20 protein-coding genes, 4 tRNA genes and 1 pseudogene are annotated in these 24,512 nt (G+C 63.1%); 19 read left to right on the top strand and 6 right to left on the bottom strand.

The annotated features are described in order from the left end of the window. Window positions 1–160 precede the first annotated feature (160 nt). The 10 genes from J4D52_RS12360 (at window position 161) to J4D52_RS12315 (ending at window position 8,796) form a co-directional block, all read left to right on the top strand. Window positions 161–1,186: an NAD(P)H-dependent glycerol-3-phosphate dehydrogenase gene (locus J4D52_RS12360; protein ID WP_025805281.1), complete on the top strand. Its 1,026-nt coding sequence runs from the start codon at window positions 161–163 to the stop codon at window positions 1,184–1,186. 18 nt (window positions 1,187–1,204) lie between these two features. Continuing rightward, complete coding sequence (locus tag J4D52_RS12355; protein WP_063429074.1) at window positions 1,205–1,552, top strand: DUF4389 domain-containing protein; 348 nt, start codon at window positions 1,205–1,207, stop codon at window positions 1,550–1,552. Then, the gene (gene sixA / locus J4D52_RS12350) at window positions 1,549–1,998 is read left to right on the top strand and encodes a phosphohistidine phosphatase SixA (protein WP_025805282.1); all 450 of its coding nucleotides are present in this window, start codon (window positions 1,549–1,551) and stop codon (window positions 1,996–1,998) included. Before J4D52_RS12355 ends, sixA begins: the two co-directional genes overlap by 4 nt. Before the next feature lie 223 nt (window positions 1,999–2,221). Beyond that, window positions 2,222–3,889, top strand: coding sequence for an AMP-binding protein (locus J4D52_RS12345; RefSeq protein WP_063429075.1), 1,668 nt, complete (start codon window positions 2,222–2,224; stop codon window positions 3,887–3,889). A 30-nt stretch (window positions 3,890–3,919) separates the two neighbouring features. Then, entirely contained in the window at window positions 3,920–4,363 is a 444-nt protein-coding gene (locus J4D52_RS12340; protein WP_063429077.1) for a hotdog fold thioesterase, read from the top strand. Window positions 4,364–4,477: 114 nt separating this feature from the next. Then, complete coding sequence (locus J4D52_RS12335) at window positions 4,478–5,284, top strand: alpha/beta fold hydrolase (protein WP_025805285.1); 807 nt, start codon at window positions 4,478–4,480, stop codon at window positions 5,282–5,284. Beyond that, on the top strand, window positions 5,281–6,135 hold the full coding sequence (locus J4D52_RS12330; RefSeq protein ID WP_063429079.1) for an alpha/beta hydrolase: 855 nt from the start codon (window positions 5,281–5,283) through the stop codon (window positions 6,133–6,135). Before J4D52_RS12335 ends, J4D52_RS12330 begins: the two co-directional genes overlap by 4 nt. A gap of 50 nt (window positions 6,136–6,185) precedes the next feature. Beyond that, window positions 6,186–6,845 carry a glutathione S-transferase family protein gene (locus J4D52_RS12325; protein WP_063429081.1) on the top strand — a complete coding sequence of 220 codons (660 nt, stop codon included), beginning with the start codon at window positions 6,186–6,188 and terminating at the stop codon, window positions 6,843–6,845. 8 nt (window positions 6,846–6,853) lie between these two features. Beyond that, window positions 6,854–7,660 (top strand): DUF4892 domain-containing protein, encoded by an 807-nt coding sequence (locus J4D52_RS12320; protein ID WP_063429083.1) that lies wholly within the window; start codon window positions 6,854–6,856, stop codon window positions 7,658–7,660. Between the two features lie 83 nt (window positions 7,661–7,743). Then, window positions 7,744–8,796 (top strand): AI-2E family transporter, encoded by a 1,053-nt coding sequence (locus tag J4D52_RS12315; protein WP_063429085.1) that lies wholly within the window; start codon window positions 7,744–7,746, stop codon window positions 8,794–8,796. A gap of 46 nt (window positions 8,797–8,842) precedes the next feature. On the opposite strand, the gene xopAW is transcribed toward J4D52_RS12315, so the two are convergent. The 3 genes from xopAW to J4D52_RS12300 form a co-directional block, all read right to left on the bottom strand. After that, window positions 8,843–9,706, bottom strand: coding sequence for a XopAW family type III secretion system calcium-binding effector (xopAW, locus tag J4D52_RS12310; RefSeq protein ID WP_063429086.1), 864 nt, complete (start codon window positions 9,704–9,706; stop codon window positions 8,843–8,845). 114 nt (window positions 9,707–9,820) lie between these two features. Then, window positions 9,821–10,870: a cell wall metabolism sensor histidine kinase WalK gene (locus J4D52_RS12305; protein ID WP_102676854.1), complete on the bottom strand. Its 1,050-nt coding sequence runs from the start codon at window positions 10,868–10,870 to the stop codon at window positions 9,821–9,823. After that, on the bottom strand, window positions 10,870–11,634 hold the full coding sequence (locus J4D52_RS12300; protein WP_097302570.1) for a response regulator: 765 nt from the start codon (window positions 11,632–11,634) through the stop codon (window positions 10,870–10,872). The genes J4D52_RS12305 and J4D52_RS12300 overlap by 1 nt, the downstream gene beginning before the upstream one ends. A gap of 315 nt (window positions 11,635–11,949) precedes the next feature. Here J4D52_RS12300 and pyrF point away from each other — a divergent pair, with 315 nt between their 5' ends. Next, the gene (gene pyrF / locus J4D52_RS12295; protein WP_007931610.1) at window positions 11,950–12,648 is read left to right on the top strand and encodes an orotidine-5'-phosphate decarboxylase; all 699 of its coding nucleotides are present in this window, start codon (window positions 11,950–11,952) and stop codon (window positions 12,646–12,648) included. 93 nt (window positions 12,649–12,741) lie between these two features. On the opposite strand, the gene J4D52_RS12290 is transcribed toward pyrF, so the two are convergent. Next, window positions 12,742–13,749 carry an NADP-dependent oxidoreductase gene (locus tag J4D52_RS12290; RefSeq protein ID WP_025805297.1) on the bottom strand — a complete coding sequence of 336 codons (1,008 nt, stop codon included), beginning with the start codon at window positions 13,747–13,749 and terminating at the stop codon, window positions 12,742–12,744. A 233-nt stretch (window positions 13,750–13,982) separates the two neighbouring features. Between J4D52_RS12290 and J4D52_RS12285 the strand changes: the two genes are divergently transcribed. The 3 genes and pseudogenes from J4D52_RS12285 (at window position 13,983) to J4D52_RS30750 (ending at window position 16,916) form a co-directional block, all read left to right on the top strand. Continuing rightward, window positions 13,983–14,744 carry an SDR family oxidoreductase gene (locus tag J4D52_RS12285; RefSeq protein ID WP_063429391.1) on the top strand — a complete coding sequence of 254 codons (762 nt, stop codon included), beginning with the start codon at window positions 13,983–13,985 and terminating at the stop codon, window positions 14,742–14,744. 165 nt (window positions 14,745–14,909) lie between these two features. Continuing rightward, window positions 14,910–16,004: pseudogene (locus J4D52_RS30755) on the top strand (methyl-accepting chemotaxis protein); the annotation flags it as partial. Between the two features lie 30 nt (window positions 16,005–16,034). Beyond that, window positions 16,035–16,916, top strand: coding sequence for a methyl-accepting chemotaxis protein (locus tag J4D52_RS30750; protein ID WP_371860290.1), 882 nt, complete (start codon window positions 16,035–16,037; stop codon window positions 16,914–16,916). Window positions 16,917–17,003: 87 nt separating this feature from the next. Here the strand turns inward: J4D52_RS30750 and J4D52_RS12275 are convergent, their stop codons facing one another. Then, on the bottom strand, window positions 17,004–17,774 hold the full coding sequence (locus tag J4D52_RS12275) for a hypothetical protein (protein WP_102676852.1): 771 nt from the start codon (window positions 17,772–17,774) through the stop codon (window positions 17,004–17,006). 365 nt (window positions 17,775–18,139) lie between these two features. Between J4D52_RS12275 and J4D52_RS12270 the strand changes: the two genes are divergently transcribed. From J4D52_RS12270 to J4D52_RS12250, 5 genes are all read left to right on the top strand, one after another. Beyond that, window positions 18,140–18,215, top strand: a tRNA-Glu gene (locus J4D52_RS12270). Between the two features lie 2 nt (window positions 18,216–18,217). After that, window positions 18,218–18,293, top strand: a tRNA-Gly gene (locus tag J4D52_RS12265). 104 nt (window positions 18,294–18,397) lie between these two features. Next, window positions 18,398–18,473 (top strand) — tRNA-Glu (locus J4D52_RS12260). Between the two features lie 3 nt (window positions 18,474–18,476). Further along, window positions 18,477–18,552: transfer RNA gene (locus J4D52_RS12255), tRNA-Gly, on the top strand. A gap of 280 nt (window positions 18,553–18,832) precedes the next feature. Further along, window positions 18,833–20,047: a sugar transporter gene (locus tag J4D52_RS12250; RefSeq protein WP_025804367.1), complete on the top strand. Its 1,215-nt coding sequence runs from the start codon at window positions 18,833–18,835 to the stop codon at window positions 20,045–20,047. A gap of 129 nt (window positions 20,048–20,176) precedes the next feature. On the opposite strand, the gene J4D52_RS12245 is transcribed toward J4D52_RS12250, so the two are convergent. Next, on the bottom strand, window positions 20,177–23,677 hold the full coding sequence (locus tag J4D52_RS12245; protein ID WP_102676851.1) for a GLUG motif-containing protein: 3,501 nt from the start codon (window positions 23,675–23,677) through the stop codon (window positions 20,177–20,179). Window positions 23,678–24,512: the final 835 nt, after the last annotated feature.

Below are 24,512 nucleotides of genomic sequence, written 5' to 3'. Positions count from 1 at the left end.
GTTAACCGAGATGACCGGCTTTTCCAGTCGATAACCCCGACATTCCAGGTTCAAATCGGTGTTTTCCCGGCATTTGTGCCTAATCGTTCACAGGGCTGGCCGCCGCAGGGCCGCCCCGTATAATGCCGCCATCGCCACTGTATGGATTGACGGATTGCATATGACTGAACAGCACCCTATCGCGGTCCTGGGAGGCGGAAGTTTTGGTACCGCCGTGGCCAATCTGCTGGCCGAGAACGGTCATCGGGTGCGGCAGTGGATGCGTGACCCGGAGCAGGCGGAGGCCATTCGCATTCATCGCGAGAATCCGCGTTACCTCAAAGGCATCAAGATTCATCCGGCGGTGGAGCCGGTGACCGATCTGCTGGCCACCCTGAACGACAGTGACCTGTGTTTTGTCGCCTTGCCTTCCAGCGCCTTGCGCTCGGTGCTGGCGCCCCATGCGCAGCTGCTCGCCGGCAAGCTGCTGGTCAGCCTGACCAAGGGCATCGAGGCGCAGACCTTCAAGCTGATGAGCGAAATCCTCGAAGACATCGCCCCGCAAGCACGGATCGGTGTGCTGTCCGGGCCGAACCTGGCCCGTGAAGTGGCCGAACACGCCTTGACCGCTACCGTGGTCGCCAGCGAAGACGAAGAGCTCTGCCAGCGCGTGCAGGCGGCCCTGCATGGCCGTACCTTCCGCGTCTATGCCAGCGCCGACCGCTTCGGCGTCGAGCTGGGCGGGGCGTTGAAGAACGTCTACGCGATCATCGCCGGCATGGCGGTGGCGCTGGGCATGGGGGAAAACACCAAGAGCATGCTGATTACCCGGGCGCTGGCGGAAATGACCCGTTTTGCCGTCAGCCAGGGCGCCAACCCTATGACCTTCCTAGGTCTGGCGGGGGTCGGCGATCTGATCGTCACCTGCTCGTCGCCCAAGAGCCGCAACTATCAGGTCGGTTTCGCCCTAGGCGAGGGCCTGAGCCTGGAAGAGGCGGTGGACCGGCTCGGCGAGGTGGCCGAAGGCGTGAACACCCTCAAGGTACTCAAGGTCAAGGCACAGGAAGTGGGCGTATATATGCCGCTGGTGGCCGGATTACATGCCATCCTGTTTGAGGGGCGCACGCTGAATCAGGTCATCGAGTTGCTGATGCGTGGCGAGCCGAAAACCGATGTCGACTTTATTTCCACCAGTGGTTTCAACTGAGCAGGACAGGAGCGAGACATGAACGATACGAATTCCGAAGCCAAGTACGAATCCATCCTCCTGCGTGTGCTGTGGATGCTGGTGTTCGTGCTGGTCTGGCAAGTGGCGCAATTCATCCTCGGCGCGCTGGTGCTGGTGCAATTGATCTACCGGCTGATCTACGGCTCGCCGAGTGCCAGCCTGATGAACTTCGGCGACAGCCTGAGCCAGTTCCTGGCGCAGATCGGCCGTTTCGGCAGTTTTCACACCGACCAGAAACCCTGGCCGTTCGCCGACTGGCCGGCCCCGCGGGTCCCTGAAGGCGAAGCGCCGCATGTGGTGCCACCGGCGCCCCATCCGGTCCGTGACGAGGAGCCCAAGCTGTGAAGCTCTGGGTGTTGCGGCACGGTGAAGCCGAGCCCCATGCGCGCAGCGACGCCGAGCGCAACCTGACCGAGCATGGCCGCCAGGAAGCGCTGCGCAGCGCCGCGCACCTGATTGGCCAGCCGCTCAGTGCGATCATCGCCAGCCCTTATGCGCGGGCGCAGCAGACGGCAAAGCTGGTGCGCGAAGCCCTGGGCTTCGAAGCGGAAATCCGCACCGTGTCCTGGCTGACGCCGGACAACAACCCGCTGTCGGTGGTCGCCCAGCTCGACTCGGCGGACAACGTGCTGCTGGTCAGCCACCAGCCGCTGGTGGGCAACCTGATCGGCTTCCTGCAGTACGGCCATCTGCGCAATCCCCAGCCGATGCACACCGCAGGCCTGGCGGAACTCGAAGGCGACTGGCCGCTGGCCGGCCTGATGACCCTCAACAGTATCAAGAATCCCTGAGCCCCTGAGATGTAGGAGCGAGGCTTGCCCGCGATTGAGCTGACACGCTGCTTCAGGCAGTGCGCGTCGTCTCAATCGCGGGCAAGCTCCGCTCCTACCGGCTGCCTGTTCTTTTCGCTACATTTCTTAACTTGCAGCGTTCCTTTGTGCGTGGAATAGTCGCCCGAGCAAGTGCTTGGTTGGCTAGCCTCACGATCAGAACAAAAACAAAGGAGCGAGTCGCATGTCTGCTGCTTTTCGTTTGCCGCTGGAAGTGTTCTACGAGCGCGAAGCTCGTCATCCCCGCCAACGTTTCCTGGTCCAGCCCCTGGGTGGTGGCCGGGTCGAGGAGCTGACCTGGGCCGATGTCGGCCACCAGGCCCGCTGCGCCGCCCACTGGCTGCGCGCCCGCGAACTGCCGCCGGGCAGTCATGTCGCGATCATTTCCAAGAACTGTGCCCACTGGATCATCACCGACCTGGCGATCTGGATGGCCGGTCATGTTTCCGTGCCCCTGTATCCCAACCTGACCGCCGATTCGGTGGCCCAGGTGCTGGAGCATTCCGAGTCGGCCCTGGTGTTCATCGGCAAGCTCGATGACTGGCCGGCGATGGCCCCTGGCGTGAAGCCCGGGCTGCCCACCATCAGCCTGCCGATCTGCCCCGAAGGCCGCTTCGACTTCAGCTGGGACCAGTTGCAGCAATGTTCGCCGATCCAGGACGACCCCAACCCCGCCGCCGAACAACTGGCGACCATCATTTACACCTCGGGCACCACCGGCCTGCCCAAGGGCGTGATGCACAGCTTCGGCACCCTGGGTTTTGCGGCGACGCGCGGCACCCAGCTGTTCGGCCTCGGGCCGACCGACCGGCTGCTGTCCTACCTGCCGCTGTGCCATGTGGCCGAGCGCATGTTCGTCGAGCTGGCGGCGATCTATACCGGGCAGACGGTGTTCTTCGCCGAGAGCCTGGAGACCTTTCTCACCGACTTGCAGCGGGCGCGGCCCACGGCGCTGTTCGGTGTGCCGCGGATCTGGACCAAGTTCCAGATGGGCGTGTACAGCAAGGTTCCGGCCAAGCGCCTGGACTTCCTGCTGGGCCTGCCCTTCATCGGCAAGCGGGTCGGGCACAAGGTGCTGGCCGGGCTAGGGCTGGATGCCTTGCGGGTCGCCTTGTCCGGTGCCGCGCCAGTGCCGCAGACCCTGTTGAACTGGTACCAGCGCCTGGGCCTCGACGTGCTGGAGGTGTACGGCATGACCGAAAGCTGCGGTTATTCCCACATCGGTCGCAGCGGCCAGAATGTACCCGGCTGGATCGGCCGGCCCTGCCCGGACGTCGAGGTGCGGATCGACGAGTCCGGAGAGGTCCAGGTGCGCAGTGGGGCGACCATGCTCGGCTACTTCAAGGACCCGCAGAAGACCTCGGAAACCGTCACCGCGGATGGTTTCCTGCGCACCGGCGACAAGGGCGAGCAGGACGCCGACGGCAATCTGCGCCTGACCGGGCGGCTCAAGGAAATCTTCAAGACCAGCAAGGGCAAGTACGTGGCCCCGGCGCCGATCGAGAACCGGCTGGCGGTGCATTCGCGGATCGAGCAGGTGTGCGTGGTCGGCGATGGCCTGAGTGCGCCGCTGGGCCTGTGCGTGTTGTCCGCGGCCGGTTTGCAGGACGCCTCCGGCGGTGCCCGTGGCGGCTTGCATGCGAGCCTGGAAAGCCTTCTCGATGAGGTCAACGGCGCGCTCGACAAACATGAACGCTTGCACCGCCTGGTGGTGGTGAAGGACAGTTGGGCGGTGGAAAACGGCTTTCTGACCCCGACCCTGAAGATCAAGCGCAATGTCATCGAAGCCGCCTACGGCGAGCGCTTCAAAGAGTGGAGCGAGCGCTCCGAAGCGGTGCTGTGGCAGGATTGAGTGCGGATAACCACCCTAAAGGATGCAGTGATGAGCCTATGGCGTACCACCCCGAACATCGAGCAACTGAACGCGATCCAGAAAAACACCATCGGTGAGGTGCTGGATATCCGCTTCGAGTCCTTCGACGACGAATCCCTGACCGCCAGCATGGTGGTCGACCATCGCACCCACCAGCCCTATGGCCTGCTGCATGGCGGTGCCTCGGTGGTGCTGGCGGAAACGGTCGGTTCCATGGCCAGCTACCTGTGCATCGACGCCAGCAAGTTCTACTGCGTGGGCCTGGAGATCAACGCCAACCATCTGCGCGGCCTGCGTTCCGGGCGGGTGACGGCGGTGGCCAGGGCGATTCATCTCGGGCGTACCACCCATGTCTGGGATATTCGCCTGAGCAGCGACGAAGGCAAGGCCAGCTGCGTATCGCGCCTGACCATGGCCGTGGTGCCGCTGGGGCAGATGCCGCCGGTACGTTGAGTAGTACCCATAGGCTGAAGCGGAGTGTCATCATTCTTGACCGTTACTGTCATTGCCGTCGGGGAATGGCGTGCGGACAATCAGCCATCGTTTTTTGTTCATGAGTTAGCCGGTATGTCGCAACAGGTGTTTTTCGCTCACGCCAACGGGTTTCCCTCGGGGACCTACGGCAAGTTGTTCGCCGCCCTGGCGCCTGAATATCAAGTGGCGCATTTGCAGCAGCACGCCCACGATCCGCGCTTTCCGGCGGACGACAACTGGCTGAACCTGGTGGACGAACTGATCCACCATCTGCAACAGCAGGCCGAGCCGGTGTGGGGCGTCGGCCATTCCTTCGGTGGCGTCCTGCATTTGCATGCGGCGCTGCGTTGCCCGGAGCTGTATCGCGGGGTGGTGATGCTCGATTCGCCGGTGCTGACCCGCGCCGATCAATGGGTGATTCGCGCCGCCAAGCGTTTCGGTTTTATCGACCGCCTGACCCCCGCCGGCCGGACCCTGGGCCGGCGCGAGGAGTTCAGCGACCTGGAATCGGCGCGCAACTACTTTGCCGGCAAGACCCTGTTTCGCGGCTTCGACCCCGAGTGTTTCGACGCCTACCTGCAACACGGCCTGCATCAGGTCGACGGCCGTTTGCGGCTGCGTTTTGATCCGGCCACCGAGATCAGCATCTATCGCGGCGTGCCGCACACCAGCCCGGGCCGCCCCCGGCAGTTGAAGGTGCCGCTGGCGGTGGTGCGCGGGCGGCAGAGCCGGGTGGTGATGAAGCACCACGCCAGCAGCGTCGGGCGCATGCCCCATGGCGAATCCCTGAGCATGCCGGGCGGACATATGTTCCCGCTGGAGCGCCCACAGGACACCGCGGCCCTGCTGAAGAACCTCTTCAGCCGCTGGGAAGCCCGCGCCGAACGGAGCTGCGCATGAGCGCTGCGGTGGAAGAAGTCCGCCTGAGCCTGCCGCATATCGAGCTGGCGGCGCATCTGTTCGGCCCCGAGGATGGCTTGCCGGTCATTGCCTTGCACGGCTGGCTGGACAACGCCAACAGCTTCGCGCGGCTGGCGCCCAGGTTGCGTGGCCTGCGCATCGTCGCCTTGGACATGGCCGGACATGGCCATTCCGGACACCGTCCCCTGGGTGCCAGTTATGCGCTCTGGGATTACGTGTATGACGTGTTGCAGGTCGCCGAGCAGTTGGGCTGGAAACGTTTTGGCCTGCTCGGGCATTCCCTGGGCGCGATCGTCTCGCTGGTGCTGGCCGGCTCGTTGCCCGAGCGGGTGAGCCACCTGGCGCTGATCGACGGGGTGATTCCGCCGACCGCCGCCGGTGAGAATGCCGCCGAGCGCATGGGCATGGCCCTGCAGGCCCAGTTGGACCTGCGGGAAAAGCGCAAGCCGGTCTACGCCAGCCTGGACCGCGCCATCGAGGCACGGATGAAGGGCTTGGTCGCGGTCAGCCGCGAAGCCGCCGAACTGCTCGCGCAACGCGGCCTGATGCCGGTCCCGGGCGGCTACACCTGGCGCAGCGACAGCCGCCTGACCCTGGCTTCGCCATTGCGCCTGACCCAGGAGCAGGCCATGACCTTCGTCCAGCGCCTGGCCTGTCCGGCCCATCTGGTGGTGGCGGCCGACGGCATGCTGGCCAAGCACCCGGAGTTGCTGGAGCGGCTACCCTTTAGCCGGGAACAGCTGCCCGGCGGCCATCACCTGCACCTGAACGACGAAGCCGGTGCCACCCTTGTTGCAGACTGTTTCAATAGGTTTTTCGCCGTTTCTTGACTTGCAGCGGGCAACTGTCGAGGCTGGGCGGGTTGAAATGGGAGACAACCATGATAGATCTCTACACCGCTGCGACCCCGAATGGCCACAAGGTCTCTATCGTGCTCGAGGAACTCGGCCTGCCTTATACGGTGCATGCCCTGAGTTTCGACAAGAAGGAACAAAAGGCTCCAGGCTTTCTCAAGATCAATCCCAATGGCCGGATTCCGGCGATTGTCGACCGCGCCAACGGCGATTTCGCCGTGTTCGAGTCCGGCGCGATTCTCATCTATCTGGCTGAACTCAGCGGGCAGCTACTGCCCAAGGATCCCAAGGGCCGTTCCCGGGCGATCCAGTGGCTGATGTTCCAGATGGGTGGCATCGGCCCGATGCAGGGCCAGGCCAATGTGTTCTTCCGTTATTTCCCGGAAAAGCTCCAGGGCGCCATCGATCGTTACCAGCATGAAACCCGGCGCCTGTACGAGGTGCTCGACACCCGTCTGCAGGAGGTCGAATTCCTCGCCGGCGACTACAGCATTGCCGATATCGCCACCTTTCCCTGGGTGCGCGGCCATGAATGGTCCGGGGTTCCGGTGGAAGGGCTGACGGCCCTGCAACGCTGGATGGCGACTCTCGAGGCACGTCCGGCAGTGCAGCGCGGGCTGCTGGTTCCGCAGCGCACGGATGACGCCAGTGTCATCAAGGGCGCCCAGGCCATGCTGATCCGATGAGAGCACCCATGCGTTTATTCAGTGTCCTGCTGTTGTCCTGTGCCAGCCCCTTGCTGTTCGCCGCCGATTTGCCCGGCAGCCAGGACTTGCCGATCGTGCCGCGCATGCCTGACGCGCAGATCGTCGACTACCGCCCGGCGACCGAGATGGAGCGGATCTATCCCATGGGGTCGATCCGCAAGATCAGCGGCCAGCTGCGTTTCGATGGCCAGGTCGGCGCTCGCGGTACCGCGACGTCGGTGACCTACGAGCTGCCGCCGGAGCATTCCTCGACCGCGGCCTTTACCGCCGCCCGCGAAGCCTTGCAGGGGCAGGGCGCCGAACTGTTGTTCTGGTGCCAGGCCCGGGATTGCGGGGAAAGCAGCCTGTGGGCCAACGAGGTGTTCGGCAACGCCAAGCTGTATGGCGCCGATGCCCAGCAGGCCTACCTGCTGCTGCGCCTGGCAGCGCCCAACGACAATTCGCTGGTGGCCCTGTACAGCATTACCCGCGGCAATCGCCGGGCGTACCTGCATGTCGAGCAATTCGACGCCAGTACTCCCCTGGGCGAGTTATTGCCGACCTCGGCCACCCTGTTGCGCCAGCTCAAGGACACCGGCGAGCTGGACCTGCCCAAGCTTGGCGGCGAACCCCTGCCCACCTGGCTGACCTTGCTGTCGCGCGGGTTGAACCTCGACACCACCTTGCGGGTCAGTGTTTCCGGGCCGAATGCCGAAGCCTGGCGCCAGGCCCTGATCGGCCAGGGCGTGCGCGCGGCACGCATGGAGACCGGCGGCAGTGAGGCGCCTGGTTTGCGCCTTGAACTGCTGCGCTGAACTGCTTAATTGAACGAGCGTAGGCGAACGGGCGATGCGCCTTTCGCCTACGCTTGGTGAGTTGACCTTTTTCGAGATCCTACATGCTCAATAATGATCGCCTGTTGGTGCAGATCCTGCTGCTGGTGCTGTTCGGCGCCAGCTTCTGGGTCATGGCGCCGTTCTGGTCCGCGTTGTTCTGGGGGGCGGTCCTGGCGTTTGCCAGCTGGCCGCTGATGCGCCTGCTGACCCGCTGGCTCAATGGCCGCGAGTCCCTGGCCGCGGCCTTGCTGACCCTGGGCTGGATGCTGCTGGTGGCGGCGCCGCTGGTCTGGCTCGGCTTCAACCTGGCCGACCATGTGCGCGATGCCACCGCCTTTATCAAGGATGTGCAGGTCGATGGCCTGCCCGAAGCGCCGAGCTGGCTGGCTGGCGTGCCTTTCGTCGGTGAACGGCTGGTGGGGCTGTGGAACAGCATCGACCAGCAGGGCGCGGCGATGATGATGGCGGTCAAGCCTTACCTGGGGCAGGTCGGCAACTGGTTGCTGGCCCGCAGCGCGCAGATCGGTGGCGGGATTCTCGAACTGACCCTTAGCATCGTCTTCGTGTTTTTCTTCTATCGCGACGGGCCGCGCCTGGCGGTGTTCGTCCATGGGCTGCTGGAGCGCCTGATCGGCGACCGCGCCGGTTACTACATCGAGCTGGTGGCCGGTACGGTGCAGCGGGTGGTTAACGGTGTGATCGGCACCGCAGCGGCCCAGGCGATCCTGGCCCTGATCGGGTTCCTGATCGCCGGCGTGCCGGGCGCGCTGGTGCTGGGGATCGTCACCTTCCTGCTCAGCCTGATTCCCATGGGCCCGCCGTTGGTGTGGATTCCAGCCACCGCCTGGCTGGCCTGGAAGGGCGAATACGGGATGGCGGTGTTCCTCGGTATCTGGGGCACCTTCATCATCAGTGGCGTCGACAACGTGCTCAAACCCTACCTGATCAGCCGGGGCGGCAACCTGCCGCTGGTGATCGTGCTGCTCGGGGTCTTCGGCGGGCTGATCGCGTTCGGCTTTATCGGCCTGTTCATCGGCCCGACCCTGCTGGCCGTGGCCTACAGCCTGTTGACCGACTGGAGCGCCAGCCAGGCGCGGGTCGAAGACAAGCGCTGATTCATGCAGAACGCGGGCATCCGTGCCCGCTCTCCCCCTGTAGCGCTCAGGCGGCGACGTTGATGCTGCCGCCGACGCTGCTCGCCACGTTATCCAGCTGATACTGCCGGCTCAGGTTGGCGATCATCTGGCTCAGGGCTTCGGTCACCCGGGCCTGATCGTTCTGGGTGCTGCTGTTGCGGGGGCCGTTGTCCTGGCCGCGGCCGGCCTGCAGGGCGGCCTTGAGTTCGTCGCTGGTGACGCCACCGCTGCTGTCACTGTCGAGCACCTTGAGCAAGGCCGCGCTGGTGTCGGTGCTGGTGTTCTCGGTGCTGGCCTGCAGGGCGCTGGTCAGCTCGTCGGCGCTGATGGTGCCGTCGCCATCGGCGTCGAGCTGGCTGAACAGCTCATCACTGGAGGCCTGCTGCGGTGGCGGTGGTGGCGGGGTGAGGCTGGCGACCAGCTCATCCTGGCTGACGCTGCCGTCCTGGTTCTTGTCCAGGGCCGAGAAAATCTGGTTGCTGTCGGCGCTGCTACCGGCATTGGTCAGGCCGCTGCTCAGCTCGTCGCTGCTGATCGCTCCGTCGCCATCGCTGTCCAGGGCGCTGATCAGGGCGTCGGCCAGTTCGGTGCTTGGCGGCTGGTCCCGTGGTGGTGGCGGAGGCGGAGCCATGGCGGCCATTTCTTCGCTGCTCAGGCTGCCGCTGTCGTCACTGTCCAGATCACTGAAATTTTTGCTCAGGCTGACCAGGATGCCGTCGTTGCTTTTCTGCGAGAGGGCGCTGCTCAGCTCATCCTGATCGATCGAACCGTCGCTGTTGCTGTCGAGCTTGGCCAGCAGTTCCTTCTGGAATTGCTGGCTGCGGGCGTTTTGGGTGGTAGTGCTGCTGGAGCTGATGTAACTCGAGTAGTTACTGACGCTACCGATCATGGGGCTCACTCCCTGCGGATGGATAAGGCCGGTGGGTGTACCGGCTTATGCAGCCTCGGGCGGCGAGGTGTCGTGGGTATGTGAGCTTTGTACCGGTCGGTACACACGGGCGGTTCAGGCGCGGGGCAGGCGCACCACGGTGGTCAGGCCACCGCCGGGGGTTTCTTCCAGGTGCAGTTGCCCGCCCAGGCGTTCGGCGGCCTCGCGGGCGATGGTCATGCCCAGGCCTACGCCGCCGGAGTTGCGGTTGCGCGAGCCTTCCAGCCGATAGAAGGGTTCGAACACCGCTTCGCGCTGGTCTTCGGCGATGCCCGGGCCATGGTCGATGACCCGGATCAGCACCTGTTCGCGACTGTCCTGCAGGCTGATGCGGGCATGCCCGGCATAGCGCAGGGCATTGTCCAGCAGATTGTTCAGGCAGGAACGCAGCGCCATCGGTTGCACCTGCAGAGGCGCGCAATGGCCGCTGGTCTGCACGTCGGCGCCCTGGTCCTGGGCGTTTTCACAGAGCGATTCCACCAGTGCCTGCACGTCCATCCACTGCAGGGCCTCGCTGGTGCGCTGTTCGTGCAGGTAGCTCAGGGTCGCGTCGAGCATGCTGATCATGTCGTCGAGGTCCTGGCTCATCTGCCCCTGCAGCTTGTGGTCTTCGATCTGTTCCAGCCGCAGCTTGAGGCGCGACAAGGGCGTGCGCAGGTCATGGGAAACCGCGCCGAGCATGCGCCCGCGCTGCTTGACCTGCTCGCGGATGCGCTGCTGCATCAGGTTGAAGGTGTGGGCCGCCTGCCGCGCTTCCCGCGGGCCGGACTCGTCCAGCGGCGGGCTGTCAAGGTCTTCGCTGAGGCGCTCGGCGGCGTCGCTCAGGCGCTGGATCGGCCGGGTCAGCAGCTTGGCGCCGTACCAGGCGGCGATGATCAGCGAGATGAACTGGAAGGTCAGCGGCACGATCGGCCCGCCGAACCAGTGGCGGGGCGGCCGGCGTTCGAAATGCCTGTTATCGGGGGCCGGTGGCTGGCCGCTGAATTCGCTGGCCGGCGGGCGCGGCGGCGGAGGTGGCGGGCCGTAGAGGCGGAACCAGAAGAAGGCGAGCAGGTGGGCGAGCACGATCGCGATCAGCAACACCCCGAACAGGCGGCCGAACAGCGTATCGAAGCGCCCACGCATCAGCCGATGTCTCGGGCGTCGAACAGGTAGCCTTCACCGCGCACGGTCTTGATCAGCTGCGGCGATTTCGGGTCGTCGCCGAGCTTCTGCCGCAGGCGCGAGACCAGCAGGTCGATGCTGCGATCGAAGGCTTCGATGGAGCGGCCGCGGGCGGCGTCCAGCAACTGTTCGCGGCTCAGCACCCGGCGCGGGCGTTCGATGAACACCCAGAGCAGGCGGAACTCGGCGTTGGACAGCGGCACCACCAGGCCGTCGGCGGAGATCAACTGGCGCAGCACGCTGTTCAGGCGCCAGTTGTCGAAGCGGATATTGGCCCGCTGCTCGGTGCGGTCGTCGCGGACCCGGCGCAGGATGGTCTGGATCCGCGCCACCAGCTCCCGGGGCTCGAAGGGCTTGGCCATGTAGTCGTCGGCCCCCAGTTCCAGGCCGATGATCCGGTCGGTGGGCTCGCAGCGGGCGGTGAGCATCAGGATCGGGATGTCCGACTCGGTGCGCAGCCAGCGGCACAGGGACAGGCCGTCTTCGCCGGGCAGCATCAGGTCGAGCACCACCACGTCGAAGTGTTCCGCCTGCAAGGCCTGGCGCATCGCCGCTCCGTCGGTCACGCCGGTGGCGTGGATATTGAAGCGGGCCAGGTAGTCGATCAGCAGTTCGCGGATCGGTACGTCGTCGTCGACGATCAGCGCCCGGGTGTTCCAGCGCTTGTCGTCACCCGTGCCAGGTGCTTTCTGATCGTCATTGAGGGGAGCTGGAATAGTCTGCATGCGTGCGATCGTCTGCCAGGTAGGCTGCCAACCACAAAGATGGGCGGCGAGGTGGTGGCTTCAGCATAGGCGTCCGGCCCTGGGGCTGGAAGTGCTGTTCGGGAGTGTTGCGGCTGGCGAGGGTAGCCGGGCTGGTTGTTGTCGGAGTGTCGGGAGTGTATCGGGCTCGACACAATTGCCGCCAGGCTCGGGCATTTGCGCGGTTTTATCGATACGGGAGCTGCCGTTGGCGATGAATTACCGATCATCGGGTCCCGGAGCGGCGTCGCTTGCGCTACAATCCGCGCCGATTTCGACTTGCCTGAGAGCCCCTTCATGTCCGCTTGCCAGACTCCTATCATCGTCGCCCTGGACTTTCCTACCCGTGACGCCGCACTGAAACTGGCCGATCAGCTGGACCCCAAGCTGTGCCGGGTCAAAGTCGGCAAGGAACTGTTCACCAGTTGCGCTTCGGAAATCGTCGGCACCCTGCGCGACAAGGGTTTTGAGGTCTTCCTCGACCTGAAATTCCATGACATCCCCAACACCACCGCGATGGCCGTCAAGGCCGCCGCGGAGATGGGCGTGTGGATGGTCAATGTGCACTGCTCCGGCGGCTTGCGCATGATGGCGGCCTGCCGCGAAGTGCTCGACCAGCGCAGCGGCCCGAAACCGCTGCTGATCGGCGTGACCGTGCTGACCAGCATGGAGCGTGAAGACCTGGCCGGCATCGGCCTGGATATCGAGCCGCAGGAGCAGGTGCTGCGCCTGGCCGCCCTGGCGGAAAAGGCCGGCATGGACGGCCTGGTCTGCTCGGCCCTGGAAGCCCAGGCGCTGAAGGCCGCGCACCCGTCGCTGCAACTGGTGACCCCGGGGATTCGTCCGGCGGGCAGCGCCCAGGACGACCAGCGGCGCATCCTTACCCCGCGCCAGGCGCTGGATGCCGGCTCCGATTACCTGGTGATCGGCCGTCCGATCAGCCAGGCGGCGGACCCGGCCAAGGCCCTGGCGGCCGTGGTGGCCGAGCTGGCGTAAGCCGTAGAGACAATCGCGGGTAAGCCTCGCTCCTCTGTAGGAGCGAGCGGGCGGCGATCCGACTTGCCCGCGATGTGTTTCAGCCCTCGATGATCAATCGACCTTCAGCACCAGCTTGCCGAAGTTCTCGCCGCTGAACAGCTTGGCCAGCGTTTCCGGGAAAGTCTCCAGCCCCTCGACAATATCTTCCTTGCTCTTGAGCTGCCCCTTGGCCATCCAGCCGGCCATTTCCTGCCCGGCGGCGGCGAACTGGGCCGCATAGTCCATCACCACAAAACCTTCCATGCGCGCGCGATTGACCAGCAACGACAGGTAGTTGGCCGGGCCCTTGACCGCTTCCTTATTGTTGTACTGGCTGATGGCGCCGCAGATCACCACCCGGGCCTTGAAGTTCAGGCGGCTGAGCACGGCATCGAGAATGTCGCCGCCGACGTTGTCGAAATACACGTCGACGCCTTTCGGGCATTCGCGCTTGAGGCCGGCGTGAATGTCTTCGCTCTTGTAGTCGATGGCCCCGTCGAAGCCCAGTTCGTCGATCAGGAACTTGCATTTGTCCTGGCCGCCGGCGATGCCGACCACCCGGCAGCCTTTGATCTTGGCGATCTGCCCGGCAATGCTGCCCACCGCGCCGGCCGCGCCCGACAGCACCACGGTTTCACCGGCTTTTGGCGCGCCGACGTCCAGCAGGGCGAAATAGGCGGTCATGCCGGTCATGCCCAGGGCCGACAGGTAGCGCGGCAGTGGCGCCAGTTTCGGATCGACCTTATAGAAGCCGCGGGGCTCGCCGAGGAAGTAGTCCTGCACGCCCAGGGCACCATTGACGTAGTCGCCGACGGCGAAGCCGGGGTTGTTCGAGGCGATCACCTGGCCCACGCCCAGGGCGCGCATCACTTCACCGATGGCCACCGGCGGGATATAGGACTTGCCTTCGTTCATCCAGCCGCGCATGGCCGGGTCGAGGGACAGGTATTGGTTCTTCACCAGGATCTGCCCAGCCGCCGGTTCGCCGACGGGAACCTGCTGGTAGGTGAAGGTTTCGCGGGTCGCCGCACCCACCGGGCGTTTGGCGAGCAGAAACTGGCGATTGGTCTGGGTGGTCATGGCAGGCACTCGAGGATCAATGGAACCCTAGTTGATAGACCTTCAGCCCTGATGTCGCAAGGTTTGCCACTGTAGCGAATAGCTGTCGATCCAGAGGCGTGATGGTCGCATGGGGGCCTTCATCACCATGGCGGATAAGTGGGCAACCGGCCCTCTGATAGTGCTGCCGCGCTGCCAATGCCTGTGCCTAGACTGGCCCAATCCGATCCATGCATTCCATCGAGGGCATCACCATGAGCATGACGTTTTCCGGCCAGGTCGTTTTGGTCACCGGCGCAGCGGCGGGTATTGGCCGGGCCACGGCCCTGGCTTTCGCCGCGCAGGGGCTGAAAGTGGTGGCGGCTGACCTGGACGTCGCCGGTGGCGAAGGCACGGTGCAATTGATTCGCGCCGCCGGTGGCGAGGCGTCGTTCGTGCGTTGCAACGTCACCGACGAGGCGGATGTGCAGAACCTGATGGCCCAGGTGGTGAGCAGCTACGGCCGCCTCGACTATGCCTTCAACAATGCCGGAATCGAAATCGAGAAGGGCAAGCTGGCGGACGGCACCCTGGATGAGTTCGACGCGATTATGGGGGTCAACGTCAAGGGCGTCTGGCTGTGCATGAAACACCAATTGCCGCTGATGCTCGCCCAGGGCGGCGGGGCCATTGTCAACACTGCATCGGTGGCCGGCCTTGGCGCGGCGCCGAAGATGAGCATCTATGCCGCCTCCAAGCACGCGGTGATCGGCCTGACCAAGTCAGCGGCCATCGAGTACGCGAAGAAGAAAATCCGGGTCAACGCGGTATGCCCGGCGGTGATCGATACCGATATGTTCCGCCGTGCCTACGAGGCCGATCCGAAGAAAGCCGAATTCGCCGCGGCCATGCACCCGGTCGGGCGGATCGGCAAGGTCGAGGAAATCGCCAGCGCGGTACTGTATCTGTGCAGCGACGGCGCGGCCTTCACCACCGGCCATGCGCTGGCGGTCGACGGTGGCGCCACCGCCATCTGACGCTGGCCTCCCTTATGGACAGCCCTGGTGAGCGAGCATTGCCAGGGTTGTACCGGATCGACCTCGACCATTCTGAAAACGACCTGGACGTAGCTTTTTGCCATTATTCCGACGCCAGAGACTTGTGCTCCAGTACAGCCCGTTGCGAACCTGCAAAACTGGACAATGGCCCTGTCGCCATTGGGGACTGGAAGGGGACTGAGCGCAATGAATTCGGCCACGAACGGACGTTTTGCCAACCTCGGCATGGCGAAAAAACTGGGTGTCGGTTTCACCCTGGTGCTGCTTCTGACGGCGCTGGTGGCCGCCATAGGCGTCTGGTCCCTGCAGACCATCAGCCAGCGTTTCGATGGCCTCAAGCAGATGTCGTCGCTCAACAGCGGCCTGCTCAAGGTCCGCCTGCTCGAGCAGAACTATGCCTTGCACGGCGACGCAAAAACCGCGGACGCCTTGCACGAGGGCGTCGATGGCCTGCTGGGCCTGGCGGCGCAGCTCAAGGAGCGCTCGGCGGCGAACGTGCCGGTAATGACCGACGTCGAGCAGGCGCTGGGGGCCTACCGCAAGGCCTTCGACGAGTTCGTCGAGCTGACCCAGGCCAAGGACCTGGCGTTGGAAATGGCCAGTTGGTCGGTGTCCAGCGTGGCCAACAACCTCGACGTGCTGCAGGCCGGTCTGGCCGATGACGGCACCTATACGCTCAAGGAATCCGCCGGCAAGGAGGGCAGCGAGTTCGTCGAGCAGGCCAGTCAGGTCAGCCAGGTTTCGCGCCTGATGCTGCAAGCCATGAACGAAGCCCGGGTGCGCCTGGACCAGAGCCGCAAGGGTGAGGAGGAGGTCGAACAGGGCAAGATCGAGCAGGCCGACCAGGCCCTGGCCCAGGCCGAGCAGCTCAAGACTGTGGTCAAGGATGCCGGTTATCAGACCGTACTCAACGAAGTGGTCGGGCATATAGGTGGCTTCAGTGAAAAACTCGCCGAATACACTGGCTTGCTGACGCAGGAGAAAAAGGTCTATCAGCAGCTGCACGAGCGCGCCGCGCAAGTGATGGAGCGGGTCGACCAGGCGTACGACGCGCAGGATCAGTCGATGCAGGCGGAGCTGAAAAAGAACTCGCTGCTGATCATCGCTTCCTCGGCCCTGGCATTGCTGGTGGGCGTGTTGGCGGCCTGGATCATTACCCGCTTGATCGTCACTCCGTTGCGCAGCGTGATGCGCGTGGCGCAGCAGATCGCCGCCGGCGACCTGAGCGCGACGGTGGAGGTGACGCGCCGGGATGAAATCGGCCAGCTGATGCTGGCCATGCAGCAGATGGGCAGCGGCCTGAGCGGTATTGTCAGCGGCCTGCAGGCGGGCATCGAGCAGTTGGCCAGCTCCGCCCAGTCGCTGTCGGCGGTGACCGAGCAGACCAATCTGGAAGTCAGCAGCCAGAAGGAAGAAACCGAGCAGGTGGCGACAGCGATGAACCAGATGACCGCCACCGTGCACGACGTTGCGCGCAACGCCGAAGAAGCCGCGCAGGCGGCGCAGACTGCCGACGACAAGGTCGAAAGCGGCCAGCAGGTGGTGCGCCAGAGCATGCAGCGCATCGAGCAGTTGGCGGATTCGGCCACCAGTGCCAGCTCCAGCATCGAAAGCCTCAGCGCCGAGATCCAGAACATCGGCACCGTGCTCGGCGTGATCAAGAGTGTCGCCGAGCAGACCAACCTGCTGGCGCTGAACGCGGCCATCGAAGCGGCGCGCGCCGGCGAGCAGGGCAGGGGCTTCGCGGTGGTTGCCGACGAAGTGCGGGCCCTGGCCAAGCGCACCCAGCAATCCACCGAGGAGATCGAGCGCCTGGTCAGTGCCCTGCGTTCGGCGGCGCAGTCCTCGGTGCAGCAGATCCAGAGCAGCGGCGAACTGGTCAAGCTGGCGGTCAGCGATGCGCTGCAGACCGAAAGCGCGCTGGGCAGCATTGCCACGGCGGTGTCGCTGATTCAGCAGATGAACCAGCAGATCGCCGCGGCCGCCGAGCAACAGAGTTCGGTCGCCGAAGAGATCAATCGCAGCGTCACCAGCATCCGCGCCAGCGCCGATCAGTCGTCACTGGCCATGCAGGGCAATGCGGCGTCGAGCATCGAGCTGGCGCAGCTGGGGGCGGAGTTGAGGGGGATGGTCGGGCATTTCCGGTTGTAATGCCGCGGGTGCTTGCTACAGGCTGCGCCGCCAGGGGTGCAGCCTTATAGACCGTGCCGCGCGAGTGGCTCGCGCGGCAGTTACCGGTCAGTCGTAAATGGCTTTCTTCTTCCAGTCGGCATCGGCTTCGACCACTTTCAGGCCTTCGGTCAATTGGTTGACCTCGCCTTCGACTGGCTGGGTGTTGGTCAACACCATCGCGTTGGAGCGGGCCAGGAGTTTTTCCAGGTACTCCAGCTGTTCCCGATAGACCGCCGGGTCCGGTTGCTTGCGCAGGTACTGCACGCCGCGCTCGAACGCCAGGCGCGCCTGGCCGGGTTGTTCCTGCTGCAGGGCGTACTGGCCGAGGTTGTTGAAGAACTCGATGTGCAGCAGCACCAGGATGTGGCGGATTTCCCGGATCCAGTGCTTGGCTTCGTTGGCTGGCAGGAAACCGTCCTGGGCGGCGCGCGTCACCTGGCCATGCAGGGCTTCCAGGAGAAAGCGCACGTCCTTGGCCTTGGCTTCGGTCTGGATCGGGCAGGGCGGGTTGTTGACCGGAATCGATTCGCCCTGGCCGACCAGCGCGTTCAACTCGGCGATACGCGCCTTGAGGGCGGTATCGGACTTGTTCAGGTTCAACAGACGCTGAACGACGTTGAGCTCCAGGCGGGTTATCAGCAGCTTGAGCGCCGGCGACATGAACTGGCCGGGGAAGGTCTCGGTGATTTCGCCGCAGCGGCGCAGGCGGTCATTGAGTTCGACCTTGGTCCGGGCCTTTTCCAGTTTGTTGTTTTCCACCACATGGTTCATGTAGCCAATGGCGATCAATATTACGATCCCGGCTACTACTAGCAGGGTGATCATGAGTGGTGTCACCGTGTAAGACCTCTTTCTGGGGTTCGCGTACGAGTGGCGAGTGTAGTGACTTAGCCTTGGGGCGCCTAGCGCAGGTCGACGAGCAGAAACAGGCCGATTCTCTGCTTATATAGGAAATGTCTGGCTGGTTTCATATTGCCATCACCTAAGGATGTGGACTATAGCGTCTTGTCGAGTGTCAGAATATAGGCGTCAAGGCACAGGCTGCACAAATGCCCGAAAGGGCTCGCAAACCACCCCGAAGTCATTGATTTAAATAAATTTATATCAGGGGGTTGACGACCCTCCAATCCATCCATAGAATGCGCGCCACTTGCAGCGTAAAGCACACAGCGAAACGCGGCAGGGAGTGAATGTTGTAGTGTGTCCCCTTCGTCTAGTGGCCTAGGACACCGCCCTTTCACGGCGGTAACAGGGGTTCGAGTCCCCTAGGGGACGCCAATGCGGGAATAGCTCAGTTGGTAGAGCACGACCTTGCCAAGGTCGGGGTCGCGAGTTCGAGTCTCGTTTCCCGCTCCAATTTTAAACGGCACTGCTTTCGGGCGGTGCTGAGTGAAACCAGAACCAAGTCTTCGGATGCGGATCTGGACACCGAAACACACACCATGTGTTCCGGGTAGCGTGTCCCCTTCGTCTAGTGGCCTAGGACACCGCCCTTTCACGGCGGTAACAGGGGTTCGAGTCCCCTAGGGGACGCCATTTGCGGGAATAGCTCAGTTGGTAGAGCACGACCTTGCCAAGGTCGGGGTCGCGAGTTCGAGTCTCGTTTCCCGCTCCAAACATAGAGCTACAGATTCTCAAAGGTCTGTAGCTAATCGAAAAAGGGTCCCATTCGGGACCCTTTTTTCGTTTCTGCCGGCAGTGGCCGAGCCTAGCTCCATTGTTCCCCTGTAGCTCGGGATGACACTGCTTTTCCCCTTGTCCTGTACGCTGCGCAGATGCTGCTCGGCGCCTGCATGCTCCTGACCCTGCGCCCAACCTTTGTGAGTGCGTATTTGGCACAGGGTTTGCGACGGCATGGACCTGATTGACCATCGATAGAGTGGTGCAACCTTTAAATGAGTATCTCCGTGGCGACAACTAAGGGTAATTGGCGGGCGGTCATCGCACTGGCCTTGGCGGCCTTTGTGTTCAACACCACGGAGTTCGTTCCCGTCGGGCTGTTGAGCTCGATCGGCAGCAGCTTCGATCTGTCGACGGCCCGGGTCGGCCTGATGCTCACGCTCTATGCCTGGATAGTGTCCCTGACTTCGCTGCCGGTCATGTTGCTGACGCGTAACGTCGAGCGGCGCAAGCTGTTGCTCGTGCTGTTCGGGATGTTTATCGCCAGTCACATCCTGTCGGGGCTGGCCACGAGTTTCGGCATGCTGTTGCTAAGCCGGATCGGAGTGGCCTTGTCCCATGCCCTGTTCTGGTCCATCACCGCCTCCCTGGCGGTGCGTCTGGCGCCACCGGGAAAACAGGTCCAGGCCCTGGGCCTGCTGGCCACCGGTACTTCCCTGGCGATGGTGCTGGGTATTCCTCTCGGTAGGTTGCTGGGCGAGGCCATGGGCTGGCGCACCACCTTTATCGTGATTGCTGGCCTGGCTACTGCGCTGGTGTTCTGGCTGGCCAGGAGCCTGCCGTTGTTGCCCAGCCAGAACTCGGGTTCTCTCAGAAGCCTGCCGGTGCTGTTCAAGCGGCCTGCGCTGGTAGCGCTCTATGTGTTGACGGCCCTGGTGGTCACCGCGCAGTTCACGGCCTACAGCTATATCGAGCCTTTCATCAAGGTGGTCGCCGGCTTGAGTGGCGATGTGGTGACCCTCATCCTGCTGCTGTTCGGCGGGGCCGGTATCTTCGGCTCGCTGCTGTTCAGCAGGTTTCACCGCTACAGCCCGCAGCGCTTTCTGCTGGTGACGGTGGCCTTGCTCATTCTGTGCCTGGCCTTGCTGCTGCCATTGAGTGGTGAGGTCTCGTATCTGGGCGGGCTCAGCCTGATCTGGGGGATGGCGATCATGGGCTTCGGGCTGGCGCTGCAATCCAGGGTCCTGGTGCTCGCGCCGGACGCGACCGATGTGGCAATGGCGCTGTTTTCGGGGATCTACAATATCGGCATCGGTGGTGGCGCGCTGCTTGGCAGCTGGGTAGGGGACCAGTTCGGGTTCGCCTATATCGGCTTGGCCGGCGGCTTGCTGGCGACCTTGGCGCTGCTGTTCTACTGCGCATCTATCTACCGCCTCACCCGGTCCAGCGTTTCGGGTGCCGAGCCTGTTGAGGCCGCGGCCGAGAAGTAGAGCCCGGGAGGAGGGCGCCGAGAGGCGCCAGATAAAAAGAGGGGCAATGATTCGGCTGAATCATTGCCCCCTTTTTTCACTCAGACAACAAGCCTGGCTCCCCTATGACGAGGAGCAGGGTTTCTGCTCTCAGAGCTGCAGGCCCACCAGCGGCACCTTGGTCGCTTCACCAAAGACGCTGTTGAGGGATTGTGTTTCCGACCAGAAGTCGATGCCGACCAGGCCACCATAGAATTGTCCGACAGAAGCAGAGCCATCGACTTTGCCGCCTGCTGATGACTGATACATCTTGGCGAAGTTCATTCCCGCCAGCCCACCCAGGCGTGCGCCATAACCGCCGCTGACGTCGCTGGTGGTTGTGGAGTTGCGGATCTCTCCTTCATTCTGCCCGGCCAGGCCTCCCACGCTGCTTTGAACGCTGCCTTTGACCGAGCCTTTGACGGAGGCGTTGCTGACCTTGCCCTGCTGCCTGCCGACCAGGCCGCCAACCAGGCTGGCTGTACCACCGCTCACCGTGGCGGATACCACGGCATTGTTGATATCGCTACCTTGGCTATAGCCGACCAGGCCGCCGACCTGGCTATTTTTGTCGCCACTCACCGTGGCCGATGCCGAGGAATTGTTGAGACGGCTATCCTGGCTGTGACCGACCAGACCGCCGACGAAGCTATCGTCGCGGCCCTTCACCATGGCGGATGCCGAGGCGTTGGTGATATCGGTATTTTTGCTGTAACCGACCAGGCCGCCGATCCGGCTACGGTAGTAGCCGGTCACGGTGGCGGATACCGATGAGTTGGCGATATTGTCATTCAGACTATGGCCGACGAGACCACCGATACGGGCATCATCGCCGCCTGTAACAGATTGGGAAGTGGAGGAGGCATTAGAGATGGAGGACTTTTCGCTATAGCCGATCAGGCCGCCGATGTTTGCCTTGTCACCACCCTTCACCATGCCGGTGACTGTCACATTATCGATACGGCTGTTCTGGTTGTAGCCAACCAGGCCACCCACGTTGCTACCGTACAGGCCGGACACATTGCCTTTGGCCGAACTGTTGCTGACCGAGCCGTTCTGATTCGTACCGATCAGGCCGCCGATGTTGGCATGCTTGCCGCCTGTCACCGTGCCGGAGACCGACGCATTATCGATGCGGCCGCCCTGGTTGTTACCAATCAGGCCGCCCACATTCTTACTGTAGAGGTCGGACACATTGCTGCTGGCAGAACTGTTGGCGATCGAACCTCCCTGATTCTTGCCCACCAGGCCGCCGATCGCTTCCGTGCCATTGCCGATGACCTCGCCGCTGGCATGAGAGTTGACCAGGGAACCCTGGTTGGAGCCGACCAGGCCACCGACCCTACCAGCCTCGCCGCCCGAGACATGGGTGCTGGAGTGGGAGTCGCTGATGCGGCCATCGTTAGTATTTTCACCGACCAGGCCACCGACGTTCAGGTTGGTGCCGGCAACATTGATCGTGCCGGTGCTGGAGGCGTTGGCGATGATGCCGCCGCGGTTCGAGCCCACCAGACCACCGACCCCCTTAGAGTTACGACTCCTCATTTGACCCAAGAGGGTGGTATCGGCATGGCTGTTGGTGATTCTCGCCGTGCCATCGGGGTTGGAGATGTTTTCACCCACCAGGCCACCCATTGCATAAGTGTACTTGTTGCCGATCACCAGGCCGCTGGCCGAGGAGTTGGCGATGTCGCCGTTCAGGTTGAGACCGACCAGGCCACCCAGGGAGTTGAAATAAGACCCCGCGGTTACCCGTATATCCTTGGCTTTGACATTGCGGATACTGCCCATATTCCATCCGGCAAGGCTGCCGATGCTGTAGCTGGAGGAGGAGCCATTGGTTGAAATACGTTCGAGGTTCAGGTTGCTGATCTGCCCCCGGTTCGTGCTGAACAGCCCGACAAAGGCGGTGGTGCCATAGATGGACAGATCGCTGATGGTATTGCCCAGGCCATCGAGCTTGCCAGTGAAGGCGTTGTATTCGCCAAGCGTCTTGAAGCTGCCCTGGCCGGTGATCTGGTTACCCAGTACATAGCGTCCAGTCATGTCGTTTTCGATATCGCGCAGTTGCTTCAGGTTCTGCACCACCTGGTAGGCCTCGCCGTTGGCGCTGAAATGGGCATCCGCACCGGAGAGGGTGACGCTCTTGTCATCCTTGAGGCTGTGGCCATTTTTGGAGTTCAACTCCAGGCTGGCTCCCGATCCGCTCAGTGCGACATTGTCGTTCAGGCGGATGCCGCCCTGTGCGGCATTCAGGGCTAGGGCTGCACCAGCGCCGGTGGCGCTCAATGCCGCATTGACCTGGACGTCGCCGCGTTCGGCGGTCAGGCCGAGCTTGTTGCCGCTGCTCCAGGAAACCGCCTTGTTGACCGACAGGTTGCCCTTGCTGCTCAGTTCGACGTTGGTCCGGGCCAGGTTCTGGGCCAGGGTATCGGCATGCAGTGTCGGGGCAGTGCCGATATTGCCGCCAGTTCCGTTGTTGCCGTTGATCCCGCCGTCAATGACCAGTCCACGCATGGATGGATTCTCGGCCTTGGAAACGCTCACCTCGTTCGAGCGGATCTTCCAGGTACCGGTCGTGCCCTTGTCGGCGCGGGTGTCCACTTGCGAGGCCAGTTGCACTTCGACCCGAGCGCCGCGGTTTTCCACCACGCCACCGTTGCCCTGGCCGCCCAGGGCGCTGGCGTCCTGGCGTCCGGCCACCTGGACGATACCGTTGTCGCCACCGTCGAGGACAATCTTGCCGGCCTTGTTCTGCAAGGTCTTGGCCTCGATCACGCCCTGGTTGCTCACCACGTTTTTCAGCAGGCTGCTGGCGCTGCTGGCGGTCATCAACACCTGGCCGCCGCCAGCCTTGAGCAGGCCACCGTTCTGCACCAGGGCATCCACCGCGGCACCCTTCACCTGCAGGTTGAGCAGGCCGTTGCCGTCGAAGTTGACGCTGAAGTCCTTGCCCGCGCCCAGCGCGACACTACCCATCTGCGCCTGGATCACCCCGCTGTTGCTGACCTGCGCGCCGAGCAGGGCGACGCTGCCGCCTTCGCTGGCGGTGATCTGGCCGGCGTTGCTCACGGCAGCGCTGGAGTTGCCGGCGAAGCGATAGCTGCCGTCGAGGAAATCCTTGTCGCTGATGTTCTGGGTGGAGGCCACCAGGCCACCGACGTTGACCTGGGCGGACTTGCCGAAGACCACGCCATTGGGGTTGATCAGGAACACCTGGCCGTTGGCGTTGATGCGGCCCTGGATATCACTGCCCTGGGTGCCGACCACTCGGTTGAGGGCGACCGAGTGGCTGCCGGGCTGGTGGAAGCTGACACTCTCGTCGCCGGCGACGCTGAAGTCGTTCCAGTTGGCGATCATTTTGTTGCTCTGCTGCTCGACGGTCATGTGCTTGCCGTCATTGCTGGTGTGGATGCCGGCCTCGCCCGAGACTATCGCGGCGCCACCCGGCAGGGCGAAGGCCGGGGCCTGGGCCAGCAGACCCAGCAGCGAGACGCCAGCGGCGATCACGACCTTGAGTCGGCTTGATTTGCCTCGGCGCCGGGTGCCTTCGCTGGCGACATTCCAGCAACCAGTGGCCTGGTTCCAGATCAATGCATAACTTTTGTTCATGGTGCGTCCTCTATGTGAATACTCTGCTGGTCCTCCCAGCAGAACGGGTACTACGGGTGCGGAGCAGAAATGACGGCCTGCTCCGAAGCGATCGTGAGAGGCGGCGTGTCAGCCCTCCCAGGCCATGGGAGGGGAGGCTGGAAGGAGGGGAGAGCGCCTGATCCACCGAGTGCTGAGCCAATACGCAATCGCGGGTCATTTCTCTCAATCAACTTTGATTTCGTGTACTTGGGAGCGGCTGTCCGGGAGAGGCATGAAGACCTTTATCGAGTCATGGGTTTTAAAGGGGGATTGCACTTTCGATGTTCGATTGATTTGTTTGCTTCAAGCATTGATTGACGCGGCTGTTGAGCCTTCTGGGGGTTGCATGTATTGGCTGGCTGGGCTGCGGTGATTAATTAAGCAAAAGGCCAGGGGCAAAAAAACCAGAACTTTCCTAACTGGTGGTTAGCCCTTTCCGGTTTGAGGCGTAAGGCGGGATGGAGTTGCTCGCGGCTGTTGAAACCTGTCCTGACTCACGCCTGTAAGAGGCTGGAGTTGGCGGGGCTTCGTGCATAACCAGCGCTGCTCTTACTTTGGCGATATTGGAAAGTTTCAGCATCGCTGAATGTTCTGTGGGGAGACTGTCGAAGTTGAAGTTTGGATGTAAATGACGACGATAGTTTGTATTTGGGGGGAAGTTGGTTTGTGTTTGTCTGGTTTCCAAACTTGGAAACTTCTTGTGCTGTGTTTGTTTTTATCGTTAGTCAGATTGATGGGGGCACAAAGTGGGTGGTCATATTGTTGACTCCTTTTGCTCGCCGACCTGTTCCCAGCCCGGCCGGATCGCTGTTGC

It is taken from the genome of Pseudomonas sp. GW460-12-10-14-TSB1 (assembly GCF_017349775.1).
GTDB classification, from domain to species: Bacteria; Pseudomonadota; Gammaproteobacteria; order Pseudomonadales; family Pseudomonadaceae; genus Aquipseudomonas; species Aquipseudomonas piscium.
Note: the sequence above shows the minus strand (reverse complement) of the source record. Positions and strands in the feature narration are given on the sequence as shown.